Origin of the sequence: Pantoea sp. MBLJ3, assembly GCF_000816655.1 — a bacterium.
Classification (GTDB): Bacteria; Pseudomonadota; Gammaproteobacteria; order Enterobacterales; family Enterobacteriaceae; genus Pantoea; species Pantoea eucalypti.
In genome coordinates, this window is record NZ_JSUT01000008.1 from 62,538 (window position 1) to 79,845 (window position 17,308).

Consider the following 17,308-nt stretch of genomic DNA (forward strand, 5'->3'; position numbering starts at 1 on the left):
GATCTATGATGCTTACACCTTCATTTTTGATAATTCGTCTGGAATCACATGAGCCACTATGGAGATCTGACCAGTGAACTGCTGATGGGGATGCGCCTGTATGGCGTGAACTACCAGCGCATCGCGGTAAGCGCGCCATTCGGGTTGCGCTACGAGCACGCGCCGGGCCGGGCGCAGTTCCACTTTGTCGGACGTGGCTCACTGCTGGTGCGCAGCGCCTCCGGCGAGGTGTTTCAGCTCAACAGCGGCGATGCGCTGCTGGTGCCACACGGTAAACCGCACAGCCTGATCTCCAGTGAGGAGGCGGACTGCCAGTGCATTAAAAACATGGCGAGCAAGCCGCTCTGCGACAGCGTCTGCGCCATCGCCGCCCCGGAAGATGCCGGTGAGGACGAGCACAGCGTACTGCTGTTCAGCGCCTGCATGGCGTTTGAGCTTGGCGGCATGCAGCCGCTGATCAATACCATGCCGGATGTGATGCTGGTGAGCACTCTGCTGTCGCAGTACCCGGAGATTCAGCCGATCCTGGCCGCAATGGAGCGGGAGTCACGCACGCGTCAGGCGGGGTTTGCCGGCATTCTGTCGCGTCTGGCGGATGTCGTTGCCGCGCTGATTGTGCGCGGCTGGGTAGAAAACGGCTGCGGCCAGAGTAGCGGGCTGGTGCAGGCAATGCGCGACCCGCGTCTGAGTCAGGCGATTGCCGCGATGCATCGGGAGCCGGGCGAAAACTGGACGGTAGCGCGACTGGCCAGCGTGGCAGGCTGTTCGCGCTCGGTGTTTGCCGGACGTTTTCTCAATGCCACCGGTATGACGCCGCTGCGTTATCTTACGGAGTTGCGGATGCGGCTGGCGGTGCAGCGGATTGTGAACAATGGGGAAGCGGTGGAAGCCGTGGCCTATCATCTCGGCTACGGCTCGATTGCGGCGTTCAGTCGCGCGTTTAAGCGGATCGTTGGTCAGTCGCCTGGCGCGCTGCGTGCCGGACGCGAAAGCACGCAGGCGCTGGCTTCTTAGCGAAAGACGCTGATCGCTTCCACCAGACGGTTAGCCTGATGGGTCATGCGACCAGACGCCTCGGCGCTTTCTGTCACGCGGGCAGCGTTCTGATGGGTGATATCATCGAGATCTTCTACTGCTGAGCTGACCTCGCTGAGCGCCGTCGCCTGTTCGGCCGTGGCGGCACTGATCTGGGCGATTAGCGCAGTGACATTCTGCACCTGCGACACGATATCCTGCATCGTCCGGCCCGCCGCGCTGGCATGCTCATTGCCCGATTTGACCCGGCTGCTGCTGGTTTCAACCAGCATTTTAATCTCGCTGGCGGCTTTAGCGCTGCGTTGCGCCAGGCTGCGAACTTCACCCGCGACCACGGCAAAGCCTTTACCCTGCTCACCTGCCCGCGCCGCTTCCACCGCAGCATTCAACGCCAGAATATTAGTCTGGAAGGCAATGCCGTCGATCACGCTGGTTATATTGGCGATACGCGTTGAGCTGTCGGCAATTTCGCCCATCATGCCCATCATATCCGTCATCACATCGCCGCCTTTGCTGGCGGCGTGACTGGTGCTGGCTGAGAGGCTATTCGCCTCATGTGCAGTTTCGGTGTTGCTCTTCACCGTCGCGGTCATTTCGTTCATGGTCGCCGCGGTTTGCTGCACGTTAGCCGCCGCCTGTTCAGTACGGCGACTCAGTTCGTTGTTACTGCGGGCGATGGCATCGCTGGCACTCAGCACATTGATCGCCTGGCCGCTGACATCATCCACCAGCCAGCGGAACATCAATCCGAGCTGGCCAATGGCGCGGAGTGTGACGCCGACCTCATCCACACGATCCATCTGTTCAACCTGATGGCTGGCACCGGTCGCTACGCGGAGTGCCTGTTTGCACATCCGCTCAATAGGACGTGAAATCTGCTGCTCCAGCCACAGACTGCAGAGCAGAAGCAGCGCAGCCATTCCCGCAGCAAAGCCTGCCAGTGCAGTGTGGGTCATGCCCAGTGCCCAGACGCCCGCCACCGAGAGAGGCAGTAACGCCATTAGCGTGCTGCGAATCCGCCAGCGCAGGGGCAGCGTCTTCAGGATTGAGGCGGGACGACGCCAGCCGCTAAGCACCAGCAGGCCTTTGTGAAAACGTCGCCCTCTGGCGCGGCCTTCACGAAAATCCTGATAGAGCACTTCTGTCTGACGCACCTCTTCTGCCGTAGGTTTGGTGCGCACGGACATATAACCCTGCACTTTACCGTCGCGTACGACCGGAATGGCATTGGCACGCACCCAGTAGTGGTCGCCGTTTTTCCGGCGGTTTTTGACCAGCGCAGTCCAGGGTTCGCCCTGCTTCAGCGTCGCCCACATATCGGCAAAGGCTTCTGGCGGCATATCGGGGTGACGCACCATGTTATGCGGCTGGCCGTTGATCTCGTCAGCAGTGAATCCGCTTGCTTCGATAAACGCGTCGTTGGCGTAGGTAATGTGGCTGTTGAGATCGGTGGTCGACATCAGTGTCGCATGATCATCGAACAGATATTCACGCTGAGAGACAGGCTGGTTGTTACGCATCAAAAGTCCTTGGAGACCCGACGTCCTGCACGCAACAGTCTGAGGCGCGGCGTGAAAACGGTGGGCTGAGAAATAACGATTACCCTTTTTTATGTTTTCGGCATGCCCGCGCCGACTCTTTAGTGATACGTTTTAATTTCTGCCGCGAAAAAAGCCACTTTGCAGCGGCTTTCACACTTTTGATCTGTTTTTATCCGTTAGCCAGACTGGAGGATTTCGGCAGTGGCTTAACTGAGGTCAACATTACGGGTGCCAAACCACCAGGTGAGCAGAAAACCGCCGGTCCATGCGACGATCAGCCCGGCCAGGTAAACTGCCATCCCGGCGAAAATGCCCTGGCTGGAGGTCATCAGTGGCAGAGTGACCAGCCCGGACGGCCCGAATACCGTGTTCATCCCCACTGGCAAACCCAGCCACGCGACCAATCCAATAAAGAAACCGCCCAGTGCTCCACCGCCACAGGCGGTGATAAAGGGCTTGAGGCGGGGCAGCGTGACACCATAAATCAGCGGCTCGCCCACCCCAAGCAGGCCCGGGACAATTGCACCTTTGATCTGCGCCCGCAGCAGCGCACCTTTTTCTGCTTTGCACCAGAGTGCCAGTGATGCGCCGACCTGCCCTGCGCCCGCCATTGCCAGAATCGGAAACAACGAGTTAAATCCCTGGGTTTCCATCAGCGCAAAATAGACAGGAATAAAGCCCTGATGAATACCGAACATCACCGCAATCAGGAACAGTCCAGCCAGCAGCGCGCAGCCAAAGGGATTGCTATTGAGGTGGATAAACAGCCACGACATTCCCTTAAACAGTTCGCCGCCCAGCGGCATAATCAGCAGATAGGTGATGGTGCCCGTGATCACCAGCGTAAACAGCGAGGTGAGGATCATATCCAGGTTGTCAGGAATGATTTTGCGCAGCTGTTTCTCTATCCACGCCCCGATAATCGCCGCCATCAGCACACCGATAATGTTGCCGCGCGGATCGATCGTCAGACCAAAGAAGCTCTCCATACCGCTGTAGTAGCCGGTGGTGGCCGTGGGCACATAGCCGAGCACAAACAGCGAGGCGATGATGGCGCCGTTTACGCCGCTGCCGCCAAAGGCTTTCTGTGCGTTATAGCCGATCAGAATACTGAGAAAGGTGAACAGCCCTTTGCCGAACACCTTCATGTAGGCCACGGTGTGCAGCAGCCAGGGCGCGTGATCGCCGGGCGCATTAAGATGGAGACTCTGTTCAATCAGCGTGGCAAATCCCAGCAGCAGTCCCGCGCCGATAAAGCCTGGGATTAGCGGCGTGAAGATAGTGGCGAAGCGCGACAGGAACTGATGCACCCCACTGGTCTGTTTCGCCTTTAGCTGCTGCTTCTGCTGCGCTGCCAGCTGGCTAAGCGCCGCCGTTTCGCCCTGCGAAGCCATTGCAGTATCACCCTGCGACAGCAGGCTTTGCATTCCCTCGGCGGCGGTTTGCGCTTTTCCTGGCCCCACGACAATCTGTAACTGCGCATCGCTGTCGATGACCCCCAGCACGCCCGGCAGGCTTTTTAACCTGGAAAGATCAGCCTGTTCTGGCTGATTCAGCGTCAGGCGGAGCCGTGTCATGCAGTGACCGCAGGCCGCGATATTCTGCGCACCACCGACCGCCTGCAGGATGTCGCGTAACAGTGCCTCGGTGATTTTCGCCATCAGCGTGCCCCCGCTGCCTGTAGCGCCTGACGGATAAAGCCCTGATGCTGACCGAGCAGCGCTTTGGCCTCATCGGCGTTCAGGTCAGCCAGTACCATCAGGATGGCGGTTTTGCAGTGTCCGCCACAGCCGGTCAGCGCCGCACGAGCAGTCGCGTCATCACAATCCGTAGCCTGCATGACGATGTTGACCTGGCGCTGCACCAGTTTCTGGTTAGTGGCTTCCACATCGACCATCAGGTTGCCATAGACTTTTCCGCTGCGGATCATTGATCCGGTGGTGAGCATGTTGAGCACCAGTTTCTGCGCCGTGCCCGCTTTCATGCGGGAGGAGCCGGTGACCACTTCCGGACCGACCACGGGTGTGAGCGCAATGGCGGCAACCTGTGACATCGCGCTGCCCGGATTACAGCTAAGCGACACAGTGGTCGAGCCCAGTTCATTCGCGTAAGCCAGCGCACCCAGCACATAAGGTGTGCGACCACTGGCGGCGATACCGACCAGCACGTCATGGCGGCTAAAATGGATGTCTTTCAAATCCTGCGCGCCCTGTTCCCGGTTATCTTCGGCGTTTTCAACCGCCTGTAGTATTGCGGTGTGGCCGCCGGCAATCAGGCCAATCACCTGCTCACGCGGCGTGCCAAAGGTAGGCGGGCATTCGCTGGCATCCAGGATGCCCAGCCGCCCGGAGGTGCCCGCACCGCAATAGATCAGTCGTCCACCTGCACGAAACGCGGCACAGATGGCGTCAACGGCGGTGGCGATTTGCGGCACGATGGCCTCAACCGCCAGCGCCACCTTTTTATCTTCGTCATTAATGACGCGCAGCATCGCTTCGGTGGAGAGTTCATCAATGTTCTGGCTGGCCGGGTTGCGGCCTTCGGTGAGCATCTGGCTGAGGTCGAGTTTCATGGCGGGCTCCGCTAAGGAATAAATTATTCAATTTACTCACTATCATAACGAATGATTAATTCATTGAGTGAGATCTTTTTTCAATGGCTGTGGGGTGGGTCATGTTGCGGGGGATTGGGCTGGTTAGCGTTGAGCTTAAGCAGGGTGCCTGGCATTCGGGGCTTAATGGCTTTGTGATCAGAGCCAGTCAGAAAAGGTTCACCTGATCGTAAAGACGCATTCGTCATCCATGACGCTCGGCCCACGCCATCCCTGGCGGTGGGACGCTTTACTCTTCAGGTGAACCTTTTCTTCCCTTAGGCTGTTTTATTGCTGTTTGTAAAGGGCTTGAGCTTGCCGATAAGATTTAAAAATCCGTGCTGTATCGCAAATAAATCCTTCGATACGATCTTTTGATTTTCTTAAAATACAGCGCATAGCTGGCATAAAGGCGGATACAAAGGGGGAGCGGAGTAAAGCGTCCGCCGCATGGATGCGGCGGCCGAGGCCCCAGGGATGGGTTTACGCCGACTTTACGTAGCCACCCTTTGTGTCCGACTGAAAGGCACAATGCGGTTTAAAAGCACGTTGATTTAATCAATATAAAGTTGTGACGTTCTGCAGTCATATAAGGCTGCCAGCTTCTCAAGCGTTTGTTTTTGAGGTTTCTTTCTCGACTCTAACTTCGAAACGCCAGCCTGCGTGATGCCTAATTTGTTCGCGACCTCTTCCTGCGACATTTGCCGATGTAAACGCCAGGCAACATGCAAAGGAACAGATTGCCTCCGGCTGATTTTCATTACGTCATGGGGAATCGTTTCGTCATCATCCGGTCCCGCTTTATAGGTGAGAGGCTCAAATACGTCGTCTAAGTGACGCCCGGCCATGAGCCGGTTAAACAACTCAATGGGGATGACGGCACCCGTGCGGTTCCCGCGCTCGTCTGTCAGAAACTGTATCGCATTCATGGTTAATCACTCCTTACTGCCGCAACAGTCCAGACCTGATCATCTGCTGGCGCGACTTAGCTATGTTCTTATCTGCTCTTAACTCAGTGGTGACGCAGGCTAACTCCAACCCCTTGCTAACGCTTTTTATACGTGGTCGATGTTCTTCTTACGACTTCTAGAATAGCGATAACCACTGGCTGACCTTTCTCTATCTTCCACAGCACGCGGTAGTGACCCACCACCAACTTCATTCGCTTCTCTTTATCATCCGTCAGCTTTTCGACCTTCAGATGGGAATATCAGGCCACTTAGCCAGCGCCTCTACAGCATCTTCGATGGCGTTACCTTCTTTCTGAGGCAGCCTATATAGCTGTTTAAATGCCCTTTTCGTCCAGTTAATTTCTGGCATCCGTCAACACTCCTTGTTGTCAAAGCACGCTTTCAATCCACCTTTAAAAATAACCAAATTCAGTCATAAAAGCAACGAAAAAGCTATCAAAAGCGTTATTTAGTTATATTTATATAACTAATTTTTTGAATGCTCATCCTGCTAAGAACGATGACAAAGCCACACAAACAAAAAGGGCCCAACTTTCGTTGAGCCCCTCTTTACGTTAACGCTGTTCTCAGCTTGCGGTCTGTGTACGCAACTGCAGCTCATACTCTTTTGCCTGTTCAGCGTCGAACTGGTTTTCCCAGCGGGCAATCACCAGCACCGCCAGCGCGTTACCGACCACGTTCAGCGCAGTACGCGCCATATCCATGATGCGGTCAACACCGGCGATAAACGCCAGACCTTCAAGAGGAATACCAACGCTGCCCAGCGTGGCCAGCAGCACCACGAACGACACGCCTGGCACACCCGCGATCCCTTTCGAGGTCACCATCAGCGTCAGGACCAGCACAATCTCATCGGTCAGCGACAGGTCAATGCCGTACAGCTGGGCAATAAAGATCGCCGCGATACTCTGATACAGCGTCGAACCATCCAGATTGAACGAATAACCGGTCGGCACCACGAAGCTGGTTATCGCTTTTGGTGCGCCGTAGGCTTCCATCTTCTCCATGATGCGTGGCAACACGGTTTCTGAGCTGGAGGTAGAGTAAGAGAGAATCAGCTCATCCTTCAGGATACGCATCAGCGTAGTAATCCGCAGCTTACAGAAGCGCGCGACTCCGCCCAGCACCACAAAAGCGAAGAACAGAATTGCCGCGTAAACCAGCAGCACCAGCTTAGCCAGCGGCCACAGCGAGGCAAATCCGAAGTTAGCGATGGTCACCGCAATCAGCGCAAACACACCGACCGGCGCATAACGCATGATCATGTGCGTCACTTTAAACATCGTTTCAGAAATGCCACGGAACAGGTTTACCAGCGGGTCGCGCTGTTCCGACGGCAGTGACGACAGACCTAAGCCAAACAGCACCGAGAAAAAGATAATCGGCAGCATGTCGCCCTTCGCCATGGAAGCGAAGATATTCTGCGGGATCAGCGACAGAATGGTGGTGACCAGGCTGTGCGGACCGCCCTGTACCTCTGCCGTTGTCGCTTCATATTTAGAGATGTCCACCGTTGCCAGCGTTGACATATCAATGCCGGTGCCGGGTTGAAATACGTTGGCCAGCGTAATACCGACCACAATGGCAAGGGTGGTGATCACTTCAAAGTAGAGAATCGTTTTGACGCCGATGCGTCCCAGCTTTTTTGCATCACCCACGCCAGCGATGCCGACAACCAGGGATGAAATCACAATCGGTACCACAATCATCTTGATAAGATGAATAAAGATATCGCCTGCAGGACTGAGAATGTTAGCGACTAACCATTCACGATTGTCTGGCTGATTATGCAATACAGCACCCACAACGATGCCAAGCACCAGGGCTGTCAGAATCTGCCAGGCCAGGCTGATTTTAAAACCTTTCATAACGCGTAATTTCCTCAGTCAAAACCCGTTTCTCTCTACTGCGAAGGTGCAGAAGACAATACACACAGGGAGTGAGCAAAAAGCCCGGTAAATTAGAGGGTGTTTAGAAACAGCGCCTCGTATGAAAATCTGATGATTCCCATACCCATTTTCAGACGCGGTCTGAGTTGATACCTGCAGAACAGGGGCGAGATAAGTACCATTTTCACTGTGGTAAATGCAACCCCTGGCAGATCCGATTAAAAGTTAGCCACCTAAGCAGCATAAAGTGCTGCCGGAAGTAAAAATACCTAACCTGCTGTTATGAAAAGTAATACTTAGATGAATTTACGCATAGCTATTCACTACTGGTTAAAAAGGCTGCCGGCGCGTTTGCTTGCTTTTTATCCAGCCCATTCCCTTTTCATACCCCTTCTTAATTCCCCATCGCCGTCAGAGCGTTAAACGAAAGTAGCAATCCGGCTTCACGTTTTGCGGCGGAAGCGCTATCACGTGATCTGTGGCGCAAAAAAGAAACAAAGACTCAGGGCAGGCTTTAATTAACCATTGATTGACATATCATTAACATCTTCAAGGAGATCCGCCATGAGCCAAAATCACATTCATCCTGTTCCAGAGAATATTGCAGCAAACACCCTGATTACAGCAGAGCAGTATCAGGCGATGTATCAGCAATCTGTCGACGATCCAGACAGCTTCTGGGGCGAACAGGGCAAAATCCTTGACTGGATTAAGCCTTACAGCAAAGTGAAAAACTGCTCGTTTGCGCCAGGTAACATTAACATTCGCTGGTACGAAGATGGCACGCTCAACCTGGCGGCAAACTGCCTTGACCGTCATCTCGCCACGCGCGGCGATCACCCGGCGATTATCTGGGAAGGCGATGACGCCAGCGAAAGCAAAACCCTGACCTTCCGCCAGCTGCATGCTGAAGTCTGTCGCTTCGCCAACGTGCTGGAGCTGCTGGACGTGAAAAAAGGCGACGTGGTGGCGATCTATATGCCGATGGTGCCGGAAGCCGCGGTGGCAATGCTGGCCTGCGCGCGTATTGGTGCCGTCCACTCGGTGATTTTTGGCGGCTTCTCACCGGAAGCGGTCGCTGGCCGTATCGTCGATTCCAGCGCTTCGCTGGTGATTACGGCCGATGAAGGCATTCGCGCCGGCCGCAGCATTCCGCTGAAGAAAAATGTCGATGACGCATTAAAAAATCCCAACGTCACCAGCGTGAAAAACGTGGTGGTGTTCCAGCGCACCGGTAAAGATGTGGGCTGGGTTGAAGGCCGCGATCAGTGGTGGCATGACCTGATGCTCAACGCCAGCACCAACCATTCTGCAGCCGAAGTCGGCGCGGAAGATCCCCTGTTTATCCTTTATACGTCGGGCTCAACCGGCAAACCCAAAGGTGTGCTGCATACCACTGGCGGGTATCTGGTCTATGCCGCCACCACCTTTAAGTTCGTCTTTGATTATCATCAGGATGATATCTACTGGTGCACCGCAGACGTCGGCTGGGTAACCGGTCACAGCTATCTGGTGTATGGTCCGCTGGCCTGTGGTGCCACCACCCTGATGTTTGAAGGGGTGCCGAACTGGCCAACACCGAGCCGCATGGCGGAAGTGGTTGATAAACACAAAGTCACCCTGCTTTACACCGCGCCGACCGCCATCCGTGCGCTGATGGCGGAAGGGGACAAAGCGATTGCCGGCACCGACCGCAGCAGCCTGCGCATTATGGGTTCGGTCGGCGAGCCGATTAACCCGGAAGCCTGGGAGTGGTACTACAAGAAAATTGGTAACAGCCGCTGCCCGATTGTGGATACCTGGTGGCAGACCGAAACCGGCGGCTTCATGATCACGCCGCTGCCGGGTGCGACCGAACTGAAAGCCGGTTCCGCCACCCGACCGTTCTTTGGCGTGCAACCGGCGCTGGTGGACAACGAAGGTCAGCCACAGGAAGGTGCCTGTGAAGGCAATCTGGTGATCACCGAGTCGTGGCCGGGACAGGCACGTACCCTCTTTGGCGATCACGACCGTTTTGAGCAGACTTACTTCTCTACCTTTAAAAATGTTTACTTCAGTGGAGACGGTGCCCGTCGCGATGAAGATGGCTACTACTGGATCACGGGACGCGTCGATGACGTGCTCAACGTCTCCGGTCACCGCCTGGGAACCGCTGAGATTGAATCGGCGCTGGTGTCGCACCCTAAAATTGCCGAAGCGGCCGTGGTGGGGATACCTCACAGCATCAAAGGCCAGGCGATTTATGCCTATATCACGCTGAATCACGGCGAAGAGCCTTCGCCAGAGCTGTACACCGAAGTGCGCCAGTGGGTCCGCAAAGAGATTGGCCCCATTGCCACGCCTGATGTGCTGCACTGGACCGACTCACTGCCGAAAACCCGCTCCGGCAAAATCATGCGCCGTATTCTGCGCAAAATTGCCACCGGTGATACCAGCAACCTGGGTGATACCTCTACCCTCGCCGATCCTGGCGTAGTTGAAAAACTGCTTGAGGAGAAACAGTCGATCAAAATGCCTTAAGCGCACGCTGTCCGGCGGGAAGATCGCTTCCCGCCACCCCCGCCCTACGCAGTCTGTTCCGGTAGTCACAAATATTATAACCAGCTGAATCCACGCCCTGTCGTGAGGTTCTTGCCTGCAAGCCCTCTGGAGAAAATGTGATGAATGACGCCCTTTCGAATCAGGATGCAATCAATCAGCAGATTGAACGTAATCCGCTTTTTCATGAGTTAGTCCATAAGCGCCAGGCGTTCGCGACGCTGCTGTCGCTGATTATGCTGGTGCTCTATGTCGGTTTTATCCTGCTGATTGCGTTTGCGCCCGGCTGGCTCGGTACGCCGCTGCATGCCGGAACCAATGTGACGCGCGGCATCCCGATTGGCGTCGGGCTGATTGTGATGTCATTTGTGCTGACCGGTGTCTATGTCTGGCGCGCCAACGGGGAATTTGACCGTTTAACCAAAGCGATCCTCCGCGAGGTGAAATCATGACCCGTCTCACCTTATGGCTACTGGCCCTGATGTTGCCGTTTTCAGCGCTGGCCGCCGATGCGATTACCGGTGCGGTGCAGCGCCAGGCGACCAACTATCAGGCGATTATCATGTTTACGATTTTCGTCGGCGCCACGCTGGGGATTACTTACTGGGCGTCAAAGCGCACCCGTTCGCGCAACGACTACTACACTGCGGGCGGCAATATCACCGGCTTTCAGAATGGCCTGGCGATGGCGGGTGACTTCATGTCAGCAGCCTCGTTCCTGGGCATTTCGGCGCTGGTTTACACCTCCGGCTATGACGGACTGATCTACTCGCTCGGCTTCCTGGTCGGCTGGCCGATGATTCTGTTTTTAATTGCCGAGCGGCTGCGCAACCTGGGTCGTTATACCTTTGCTGACGTCGCCTCCTATCGTCTGAAGCAGATGCCGATTCGCACCCTGTCAGCCTGCGGTTCGCTGGTGGTGGTGGCGCTCTACCTGATCGCGCAGATGGTGGGTGCCGGTAAGCTTATCCAGCTGCTGTTTGGCCTGAACTATCATGTGGCGGTGGTTCTGGTGGGCATTCTGATGGTGATGTACGTGCTGTTTGGCGGCATGCTGGCAACCACCTGGGTGCAGATCATCAAGGCGGTGCTGCTGCTGTTTGGTGCCTCTTTTATGGCCATCATGGTAATGAAAGCAGCCAATTTCAGCTTTAATACGCTGTTCACCGAAGCGATGGCAGTCCATCCAAAAGGCATCGCGATTATGCAGCCTGGCGGACTGGTGAAAGATCCTATCTCGGCGCTGTCGCTGGGGCTGGGCCTGATGTTTGGTACAGCCGGATTGCCGCACATTCTGATGCGCTTCTTCACCGTCGCGGATGCCAAAGAGGCCCGTAAAAGTGTCTTCTGGGCCACCGGCTTTATGGGTTACTTCTACTTCCTCACCTTTATTATCGGCTTCGGTGCCATCCTGCTGGTGGGCGCTAATCCGGCCTTTAAAGATGCCAGCGGCGCCTTGATTGGTGGGACCAATATGGCGGCGGTGCATCTGGCTAACGCCGTGGGCGGCAGCACCTTCCTGGGCTTTATCTCAGCGGTTGCCTTTGCCACCATTCTGGCCGTGGTCGCGGGCCTGACCCTGGCGGGTGCGTCGGCGGTTTCTCACGACCTCTATGCCAGCGTGTACCGCAAAGGTCAGGCGAGCGAGAAAGATGAGCTGCGGGTTTCTAAAATCACCGTGCTGGCGCTGGGCGTGGTCGCTATTGCGCTGGGTATTCTGTTTGAGAAGCAGAACATCGCCTTTATGGTCGGGCTGGCCTTCTCAATTGCGGCCAGCTGTAACTTCCCGATCATTCTGCTGTCGATGTACTGGTCAAAACTCACCACGCGCGGCGCGATGGTGGGCGGCTGGCTGGGTCTGCTGACTGCCGTCATTCTGATGATCCTTGGCCCAACCGTGTGGGTGCAGGTGCTGGGAAATGCGACACCGATTTTCCCGTATGAATATCCGGCGCTGTTCTCCATGGTAGTGGCATTTGTGGGCATCTGGCTCTTCTCTGTCACCGACCATTCGCAGCAGGGCGCAGAGGAACGTTCGCGCTTCCGCGCACAGTTTATTCGCTCGCAGACGGGCACCGGCATTGAACAGGGTAAGGCGCACTGATCGCCGTTTAACATTGATAACGAGCAGCCAATAAAAAAGGGCGACTACAGAAGTAGTCGCCCTTCTCTTTCATGCAACAGAATCAGAAGCGCAGAGATGCACCCACGTACGGGCCATCGACCAGCACGTTATCTTTGCGTCCATCTTTGTTGTTCAGTTCGATGTACTGATAACCCACACGCAGGTTAAGCAGTGAAACCGGCGTGAAGCTCAGGCCGCCAGCGGCTTCCTGATAGCTGTCGAGATGATCGGTGAACGACTCTGGCGCGTAATAATACTCACCATACAGGCCCCACATGCTGTTGAAGCTGTAGTGTGCTGCACCACCCAGCGCCACCGCAAATCCATCTTTTCCATCTTCAGGATGGGTGAAAATCGCTTTTGCGGTCGGCGCCAGACGCAGCGGCCCGAAATCAACGTTGTAACCCAGACCGGCACCGTAGGTGCTGCCGTCATGGTCGCTACGCAGCCAGTTACCTTTCAGAAACAGACCGGGTGTTGTGGTGCCCAGACCCAGGTTCAGGTTGGTGTTGTGTTCGCTGACATCAACACTGCCTTCAATTGCCTGAGCGGCGCCGCTCAGTAAAACCAGCCCAAGGGCGCTCCCGGTAACAAGTTGCTTAAACATGATTCCACTCCGTGAAGGACAATTAATTCGGCCGCAAGGTTAACAGCCTGAAACGGAGAGACAACAAAATCCGGGAAACTTTACGTAAAAATACGTGTCGCGTTCAGAATTACCGCTGCCTCTGCGCTACGCAGTGTAGACTATATTGTCCACATCAGGTGTCCAATCAGCGGAGCCAGCACCACGGTCACTACGCCCGAGAGCATCATAACCAGGCTGGCGACCACGCCCTCCTGCTGCCCAAGCTGATAAGCACGCGCCGTTCCGGCACCGTGCGACGCAGCCCCAAACCCGGCCCCTTTCGCCACACCCTGCTTGATTGCGAGGCGCAGAAACAGCACGTCACCTACCGCCATGCCAAACACGCCAGTGATGACCACAAACAGCGCAACCAGATCGGGCTGACCGCCAATTGGTCCGGCTGCGGCCAGCGCAAACGGGGTAGTAATGGAGCGCACCGCCAGACTGCGCTGGATTGACTCTGGCAGCGTCAACAGCCGCGCCAGCCAGACCGAGCTGCAGACAGCGACCACCGTGGCGGTCAATACGCCCGCGCTCAGGGATAGCCAGTGCCGCTTAATAATCTCCACGTTCTCATAGACTGGCACTGCAAACGCCAGCGTAGCGGGTCCCAGCAACCAGAGCAGCCAGTGGTTTTCAGCAATGTAATCCTGCCAGCTGATGTGCGTCAGCAGCAGCAGTCCGACCAGCACCAGCGGCGTCATGACCAGTGGCATTAACAGCAGTGTCCGCCAGCGGCTATAAAGCCGTTTATTCAGCGCATACACCAGCAGCGTAACCGCGACACACAAGAGACTGATGATAAAATCACGCATCTGGATTCTGCTTACGCGCGGCGCGCGCGACTTCATACTGATAAAGCCGGTCCACGACCCAGGCGGTCGACGCCAGCACCAGCGTCGTACTGACACCAATCACCACACAGATGCGCCAGCCATCCACACGCAGCAGCGCGCCATAGTTCACGACCGCCACTACCGCCGGAATAAAAAACAGCAACATTTCGGCCAGCAGCCAGCGCGACCCGGCTTTTACCCAGTTCAGCGGCACAATCCGCGTTACGATCAACGCCAGCAGCACCAGCATCCCGACGATATTGGCAGGCAGTGGCAGGTGCAGCCAGCTCACCAGCTGTTGACTGGCGACAAACAGGCCAATATATAACCCTACCTGCAGTGGCAGGCTAAGCCATTGCACTGCGCGGTTGCTGAGTGGAGTGAGTGCTAACGCCATCACCGTGTCTCCCCGATTAAATTGATGTCGCCAGTATAAAACGCCAACAGAGTGTGAAAAAAATGAATTAAAATTATCGTAATCATGCCTGAAAGGAATAGTTATGGACGTGCGCGCCCTGCGTTACTTTACTGAAGTGGTTCGCCAGCAGAGCTTTACCCGCGCGGCACAAAAGCTGTTTGTGACGCAGCCAACCATCAGCAAAATGCTGCGCCAGCTGGAGGAGGAGCTGGGCTGCACGCTGATCCTGCGCGATGGCCGGAGGCTTCATCTTACCGACAGCGGTCAGGCGGTCTATCAGCGTGGCCTGGCAATCCTGCAGGAGTTTCATCAGCTGGAAGCGGAGATTGGTGACATCAACCAGCTTAAAACCGGCGAGCTGCGACTCGGCATTCCGCCGATGGTCGGTATGCAGATAGCTGGATCGATTTCCGCCTTTCGCCGCCGCTATCCCGGCGTTCAGCTGAAAATCTCTGAGTTCGGCGGTCTGACCGTTCAGCAGGCGGTGCTGGCGGGCAGTCTGGATATCGCCCTGACCGCACTGCCGGTCGACGCTGAGCTGCCGCTGAACACCCTGCCCCTGATGCATCATCCGCTTTGCGTGCTGCTGCCGCGTCGCCCGGAGTGGCTCAGCCGCCAGCAGATTGGGCTGGCAGAACTGGCCGCGCATCCGCTGCTGATTTTCAATGAGGAGTTTTCGCTGAATCGTCAGCTGATGCAGGCGTTTCAGCGGCTTAACCTGACGCCCACGGTGGCAGTGCGTAGCGGTCAGTGGGATTTTCTGGCGGCGATGGTGCAGGCGGAAATGGGGCTGGCGATTCTGCCAGAGCCTATCTGTCAGCGGCTGGATAAGCAGTCGCTCTTGTGGCTGCCGCTGGAATCGGAACTGAAGTGGAGTCTGGGTTTAATCTGGCGGGAAGGGAGTTATCTGTCGCGCAGTGCGCAGGCGTGGATCAACTGTTGCCGGGAGCACTGGCCGGATGAGCCGCCGCGCCTGTCGGTGTGAAAGGCTGGCACGCCCGCATGAATGCGCAGGCGTGCCGGTCAGACTTACTCTTCTTTTTCGATCAGCAACGCTTCCAGTAGGTCCAAATCGTGCAGTAACGTCTGCATCGTCTCATTGGAAATTTGCTGGGTCGCGCGCAGATGATAGAGCTCCGCGCGCTCGGCACGCAATCCGGTCAGACGGAAGCGACGCTCAAGGTTCTCAGCATACAGCGCGTGTTCGAGGTCATTCTTTCCTTCGGCACGACGACGCAGGTTGCCAATCACTCGCAGACTCACCTCTTTGAGCAGTTCCGGATCGATGTTCTCTTCCGATCCGTTATCCAGTCGCTCTTCCATCTTGTGAAGGCTTTCAATCGCGGCGCCTGCCATTACCGCACGGGCATTCTGCAGCTCACGGCGGTGCGCACCTTTATCAATGGTATCCACGCCACGCAGGAGAATCGGCAGCAGCACTACGCCCACCAGCAATGAGAACAGAATCACACCGGTGGCGATAAACACCAGCTCATAACGCGCCGGGAAAGGCTCGCCATTGGTCAGGAACAGCGGAATCGACAGCACACCGGCCAGCGTAATGGCACCGCGCACTCCAGCAAAAGAGGCGATCAACAGCTCACGTAGCGAGTAGTTAGAGAACTCCATCGGCTTCTTCTTCAGCAGCCGTTTGCTGAAACGCTGCATAATCCACAGCCAGCCAAAACGCACGATCATCAGCGCGGCGTAGACCAGCCCGATATCGGCAAACAGCATCCAGAGTTCGACGTTCGGATCGGCCTGTGCCTGGTCGATTGAGGTCTGCAGAATATCCGGCAGCTGCAGGCCCAGCATCAGGAAGACCATGCCGTTGAACACGAACTCCAGCATCTGCCAGACGCTGTTTGCACGAAGACGCATCGCCAGCGGGGCCTGACGAATAATACCGGAACGGGTGATGGTCATACCGGCCGCCACCGCCGCCAGGATGCCTGAAACACCCAGATGTTCAGCAATCAGATAAGAGGCGAAAGGCAATAGCAGCAGCAGTACGGTCTGAGTGGCCGGATCGTCACCGCTCCAGCGGCTGAGCAGGCGCAACGACTTACCGTATAGCCAGCAGATTGCCACACCCGCGACCAGGCCACCCACGGCGACCTTCAGAAACTCAATGCTGGCACCGCCCCAGGTAAACACCATCGTGCCCATGGCAACGGCCACGGCAAATTTCAGTGAAACCAGACCCGATGCATCATTCATCAGGGCTTCACCCTGCACAATCGACATAATCTTTTTGGGAATGCGGCCTTCACCCACAATGCCGGAAAGCGCCACGGCATCGGTAGGCGACAACACGGCCGCCAGCGCCAGCGCCGGAATCAACGGGATACCCGGCACCAGCCAGTAGATCAGATAGCCAATGCCGAACACCGTAATCAGCACCAGCGCCAGCGCTAAGCCAATTATCTCGCGGCCATGATGCAGGAACTCACTGATGGGCGTCTTCCAGCCATCCGCAAACAGCAACGGCGGAATGAACAGCACCAGAAACAGCTCTGGATCAAAGTCGACATGCAGACCAAACGTTGGCCAGGCCAGCATCGCACCCACGGCGATCTGAACGAGTGGCAAGGGGATCTGAAAAGGGAGAATACGAGCCGCGACGCCAGAGAGCGACACGACCAGCGTCATGATGAGAATTGTAAAAAAGATTTCCATGCTTTCCTTAGGCGTCGTTTCTTTCAATCATTGGTTAAGCATTAAAGTGTAAAACAAA

14 protein-coding genes are annotated in these 17,308 nt (G+C 56.1%); 5 read left to right on the forward strand and 9 right to left on the reverse strand.

Annotated elements, in window-relative coordinates:
- The first annotated feature begins 48 nt into the window (after positions 1–48).
- Positions 49–1,014 (forward strand): AraC family transcriptional regulator, encoded by a 966-nt coding sequence (locus tag NP77_RS14350; protein WP_039660656.1) that lies wholly within the window; start codon positions 49–51, stop codon positions 1,012–1,014.
- Here NP77_RS14350 and NP77_RS14355 read toward each other — a convergent pair.
- The 5 genes from NP77_RS14355 to gltP form a co-directional block, all read right to left on the reverse strand.
- Positions 1,011–2,555: a PAS domain-containing methyl-accepting chemotaxis protein gene (locus tag NP77_RS14355; protein ID WP_039660657.1), complete on the reverse strand. Its 1,545-nt coding sequence runs from the start codon at positions 2,553–2,555 to the stop codon at positions 1,011–1,013. The two genes, NP77_RS14350 and NP77_RS14355, sit on opposite strands and share 4 nt — an antisense overlap.
- A 227-nt stretch (positions 2,556–2,782) precedes the next feature.
- A complete protein-coding gene (gene murP, locus NP77_RS14360) occupies positions 2,783–4,237 on the reverse strand; it encodes a PTS N-acetylmuramic acid transporter subunit IIBC (protein WP_039660660.1) in 1,455 nt (484 codons plus the stop codon).
- Complete coding sequence (murQ, locus tag NP77_RS14365; RefSeq protein WP_039660662.1) at positions 4,237–5,148, reverse strand: N-acetylmuramic acid 6-phosphate etherase; 912 nt, start codon at positions 5,146–5,148, stop codon at positions 4,237–4,239. Before murQ ends, murP begins: the two co-directional genes overlap by 1 nt.
- A gap of 572 nt (positions 5,149–5,720) precedes the next feature.
- Positions 5,721–6,095, reverse strand: coding sequence for a helix-turn-helix domain-containing protein (locus tag NP77_RS14370; RefSeq protein WP_003855711.1), 375 nt, complete (start codon positions 6,093–6,095; stop codon positions 5,721–5,723).
- 608 nt (positions 6,096–6,703) lie between these two features.
- A complete protein-coding gene (gene gltP, locus NP77_RS14375; protein ID WP_039660663.1) occupies positions 6,704–8,005 on the reverse strand; it encodes a glutamate/aspartate:proton symporter GltP in 1,302 nt (433 codons plus the stop codon).
- 585 nt (positions 8,006–8,590) lie between these two features.
- Here gltP and acs point away from each other — a divergent pair.
- The 3 genes from acs to NP77_RS14390 all read left to right on the forward strand — a co-directional run bounded on the left by acs (position 8,591) and on the right by NP77_RS14390 (position 12,668).
- Positions 8,591–10,546 (forward strand): acetate--CoA ligase, encoded by a 1,956-nt coding sequence (acs, locus tag NP77_RS14380; protein WP_008926618.1) that lies wholly within the window; start codon positions 8,591–8,593, stop codon positions 10,544–10,546.
- 140 nt (positions 10,547–10,686) lie between these two features.
- On the forward strand, positions 10,687–11,016 hold the full coding sequence (locus tag NP77_RS14385) for a DUF485 domain-containing protein (protein WP_003855715.1): 330 nt from the start codon (positions 10,687–10,689) through the stop codon (positions 11,014–11,016).
- Positions 11,013–12,668, forward strand: coding sequence for a cation acetate symporter (locus NP77_RS14390; RefSeq protein ID WP_003855716.1), 1,656 nt, complete (start codon positions 11,013–11,015; stop codon positions 12,666–12,668). The genes NP77_RS14385 and NP77_RS14390 overlap by 4 nt, the downstream gene beginning before the upstream one ends.
- An 82-nt stretch (positions 12,669–12,750) precedes the next feature.
- Here the strand turns inward: NP77_RS14390 and NP77_RS14395 are convergent, their stop codons facing one another.
- The 3 genes from NP77_RS14395 to NP77_RS14405 form a co-directional block, all read right to left on the reverse strand.
- The gene (locus NP77_RS14395) at positions 12,751–13,296 is read right to left on the reverse strand and encodes a YfaZ family outer membrane protein (RefSeq protein WP_003855717.1); all 546 of its coding nucleotides are present in this window, start codon (positions 13,294–13,296) and stop codon (positions 12,751–12,753) included.
- 140 nt (positions 13,297–13,436) lie between these two features.
- Positions 13,437–14,132 (reverse strand): LrgB family protein, encoded by a 696-nt coding sequence (locus NP77_RS14400; protein WP_039660666.1) that lies wholly within the window; start codon positions 14,130–14,132, stop codon positions 13,437–13,439.
- Positions 14,125–14,550, reverse strand: a complete 426-nt coding sequence (locus NP77_RS14405) for a CidA/LrgA family protein (RefSeq protein ID WP_033763398.1) — start codon at positions 14,548–14,550, stop codon at positions 14,125–14,127. Before NP77_RS14405 ends, NP77_RS14400 begins: the two co-directional genes overlap by 8 nt.
- 103 nt (positions 14,551–14,653) lie before the next feature.
- On the opposite strand from NP77_RS14405, the gene NP77_RS14410 reads away from it, so the two are divergent.
- A complete protein-coding gene (locus NP77_RS14410; RefSeq protein WP_008926616.1) occupies positions 14,654–15,556 on the forward strand; it encodes a LysR family transcriptional regulator in 903 nt (300 codons plus the stop codon).
- Positions 15,557–15,600: 44 nt separating this feature from the next.
- On the opposite strand, the gene NP77_RS14415 is transcribed toward NP77_RS14410, so the two are convergent.
- Entirely contained in the window at positions 15,601–17,250 is a 1,650-nt protein-coding gene (locus NP77_RS14415; RefSeq protein WP_003855721.1) for a Na+/H+ antiporter, read from the reverse strand.
- Between the last annotated feature and the right edge of the window lie 58 nt (positions 17,251–17,308).

Coding starts and splice junctions, on each gene's coding strand:
- NP77_RS14355 (WP_039660657.1), bottom strand. CDS start 2,555: ATGCGTAACAACCAGCCTGTCTCTCAGCGTGAATATCTGTTCGATGAT.
- NP77_RS14350 (WP_039660656.1), top strand. CDS start 49: ATGAGCCACTATGGAGATCTGACCAGTGAACTGCTGATGGGGATGCGC.
- NP77_RS14385 (WP_003855715.1), top strand. CDS start 10,687: ATGAATGACGCCCTTTCGAATCAGGATGCAATCAATCAGCAGATTGAA.
- NP77_RS14370 (WP_003855711.1), bottom strand. CDS start 6,095: ATGAATGCGATACAGTTTCTGACAGACGAGCGCGGGAACCGCACGGGT.
- gltP (WP_039660663.1), bottom strand. CDS start 8,005: ATGAAAGGTTTTAAAATCAGCCTGGCCTGGCAGATTCTGACAGCCCTG.
- NP77_RS14405 (WP_033763398.1), bottom strand. CDS start 14,550: ATGGCGTTAGCACTCACTCCACTCAGCAACCGCGCAGTGCAATGGCTT.
- NP77_RS14410 (WP_008926616.1), top strand. CDS start 14,654: ATGGACGTGCGCGCCCTGCGTTACTTTACTGAAGTGGTTCGCCAGCAG.
- NP77_RS14400 (WP_039660666.1), bottom strand. CDS start 14,132: ATGCGTGATTTTATCATCAGTCTCTTGTGTGTCGCGGTTACGCTGCTG.
- murQ (WP_039660662.1), bottom strand. CDS start 5,148: ATGAAACTCGACCTCAGCCAGATGCTCACCGAAGGCCGCAACCCGGCC.
- NP77_RS14390 (WP_003855716.1), top strand. CDS start 11,013: ATGACCCGTCTCACCTTATGGCTACTGGCCCTGATGTTGCCGTTTTCA.
- murP (WP_039660660.1), bottom strand. CDS start 4,237: ATGGCGAAAATCACCGAGGCACTGTTACGCGACATCCTGCAGGCGGTC.
- NP77_RS14395 (WP_003855717.1), bottom strand. CDS start 13,296: ATGTTTAAGCAACTTGTTACCGGGAGCGCCCTTGGGCTGGTTTTACTG.
- NP77_RS14415 (WP_003855721.1), bottom strand. CDS start 17,250: ATGGAAATCTTTTTTACAATTCTCATCATGACGCTGGTCGTGTCGCTC.
- acs (WP_008926618.1), top strand. CDS start 8,591: ATGAGCCAAAATCACATTCATCCTGTTCCAGAGAATATTGCAGCAAAC.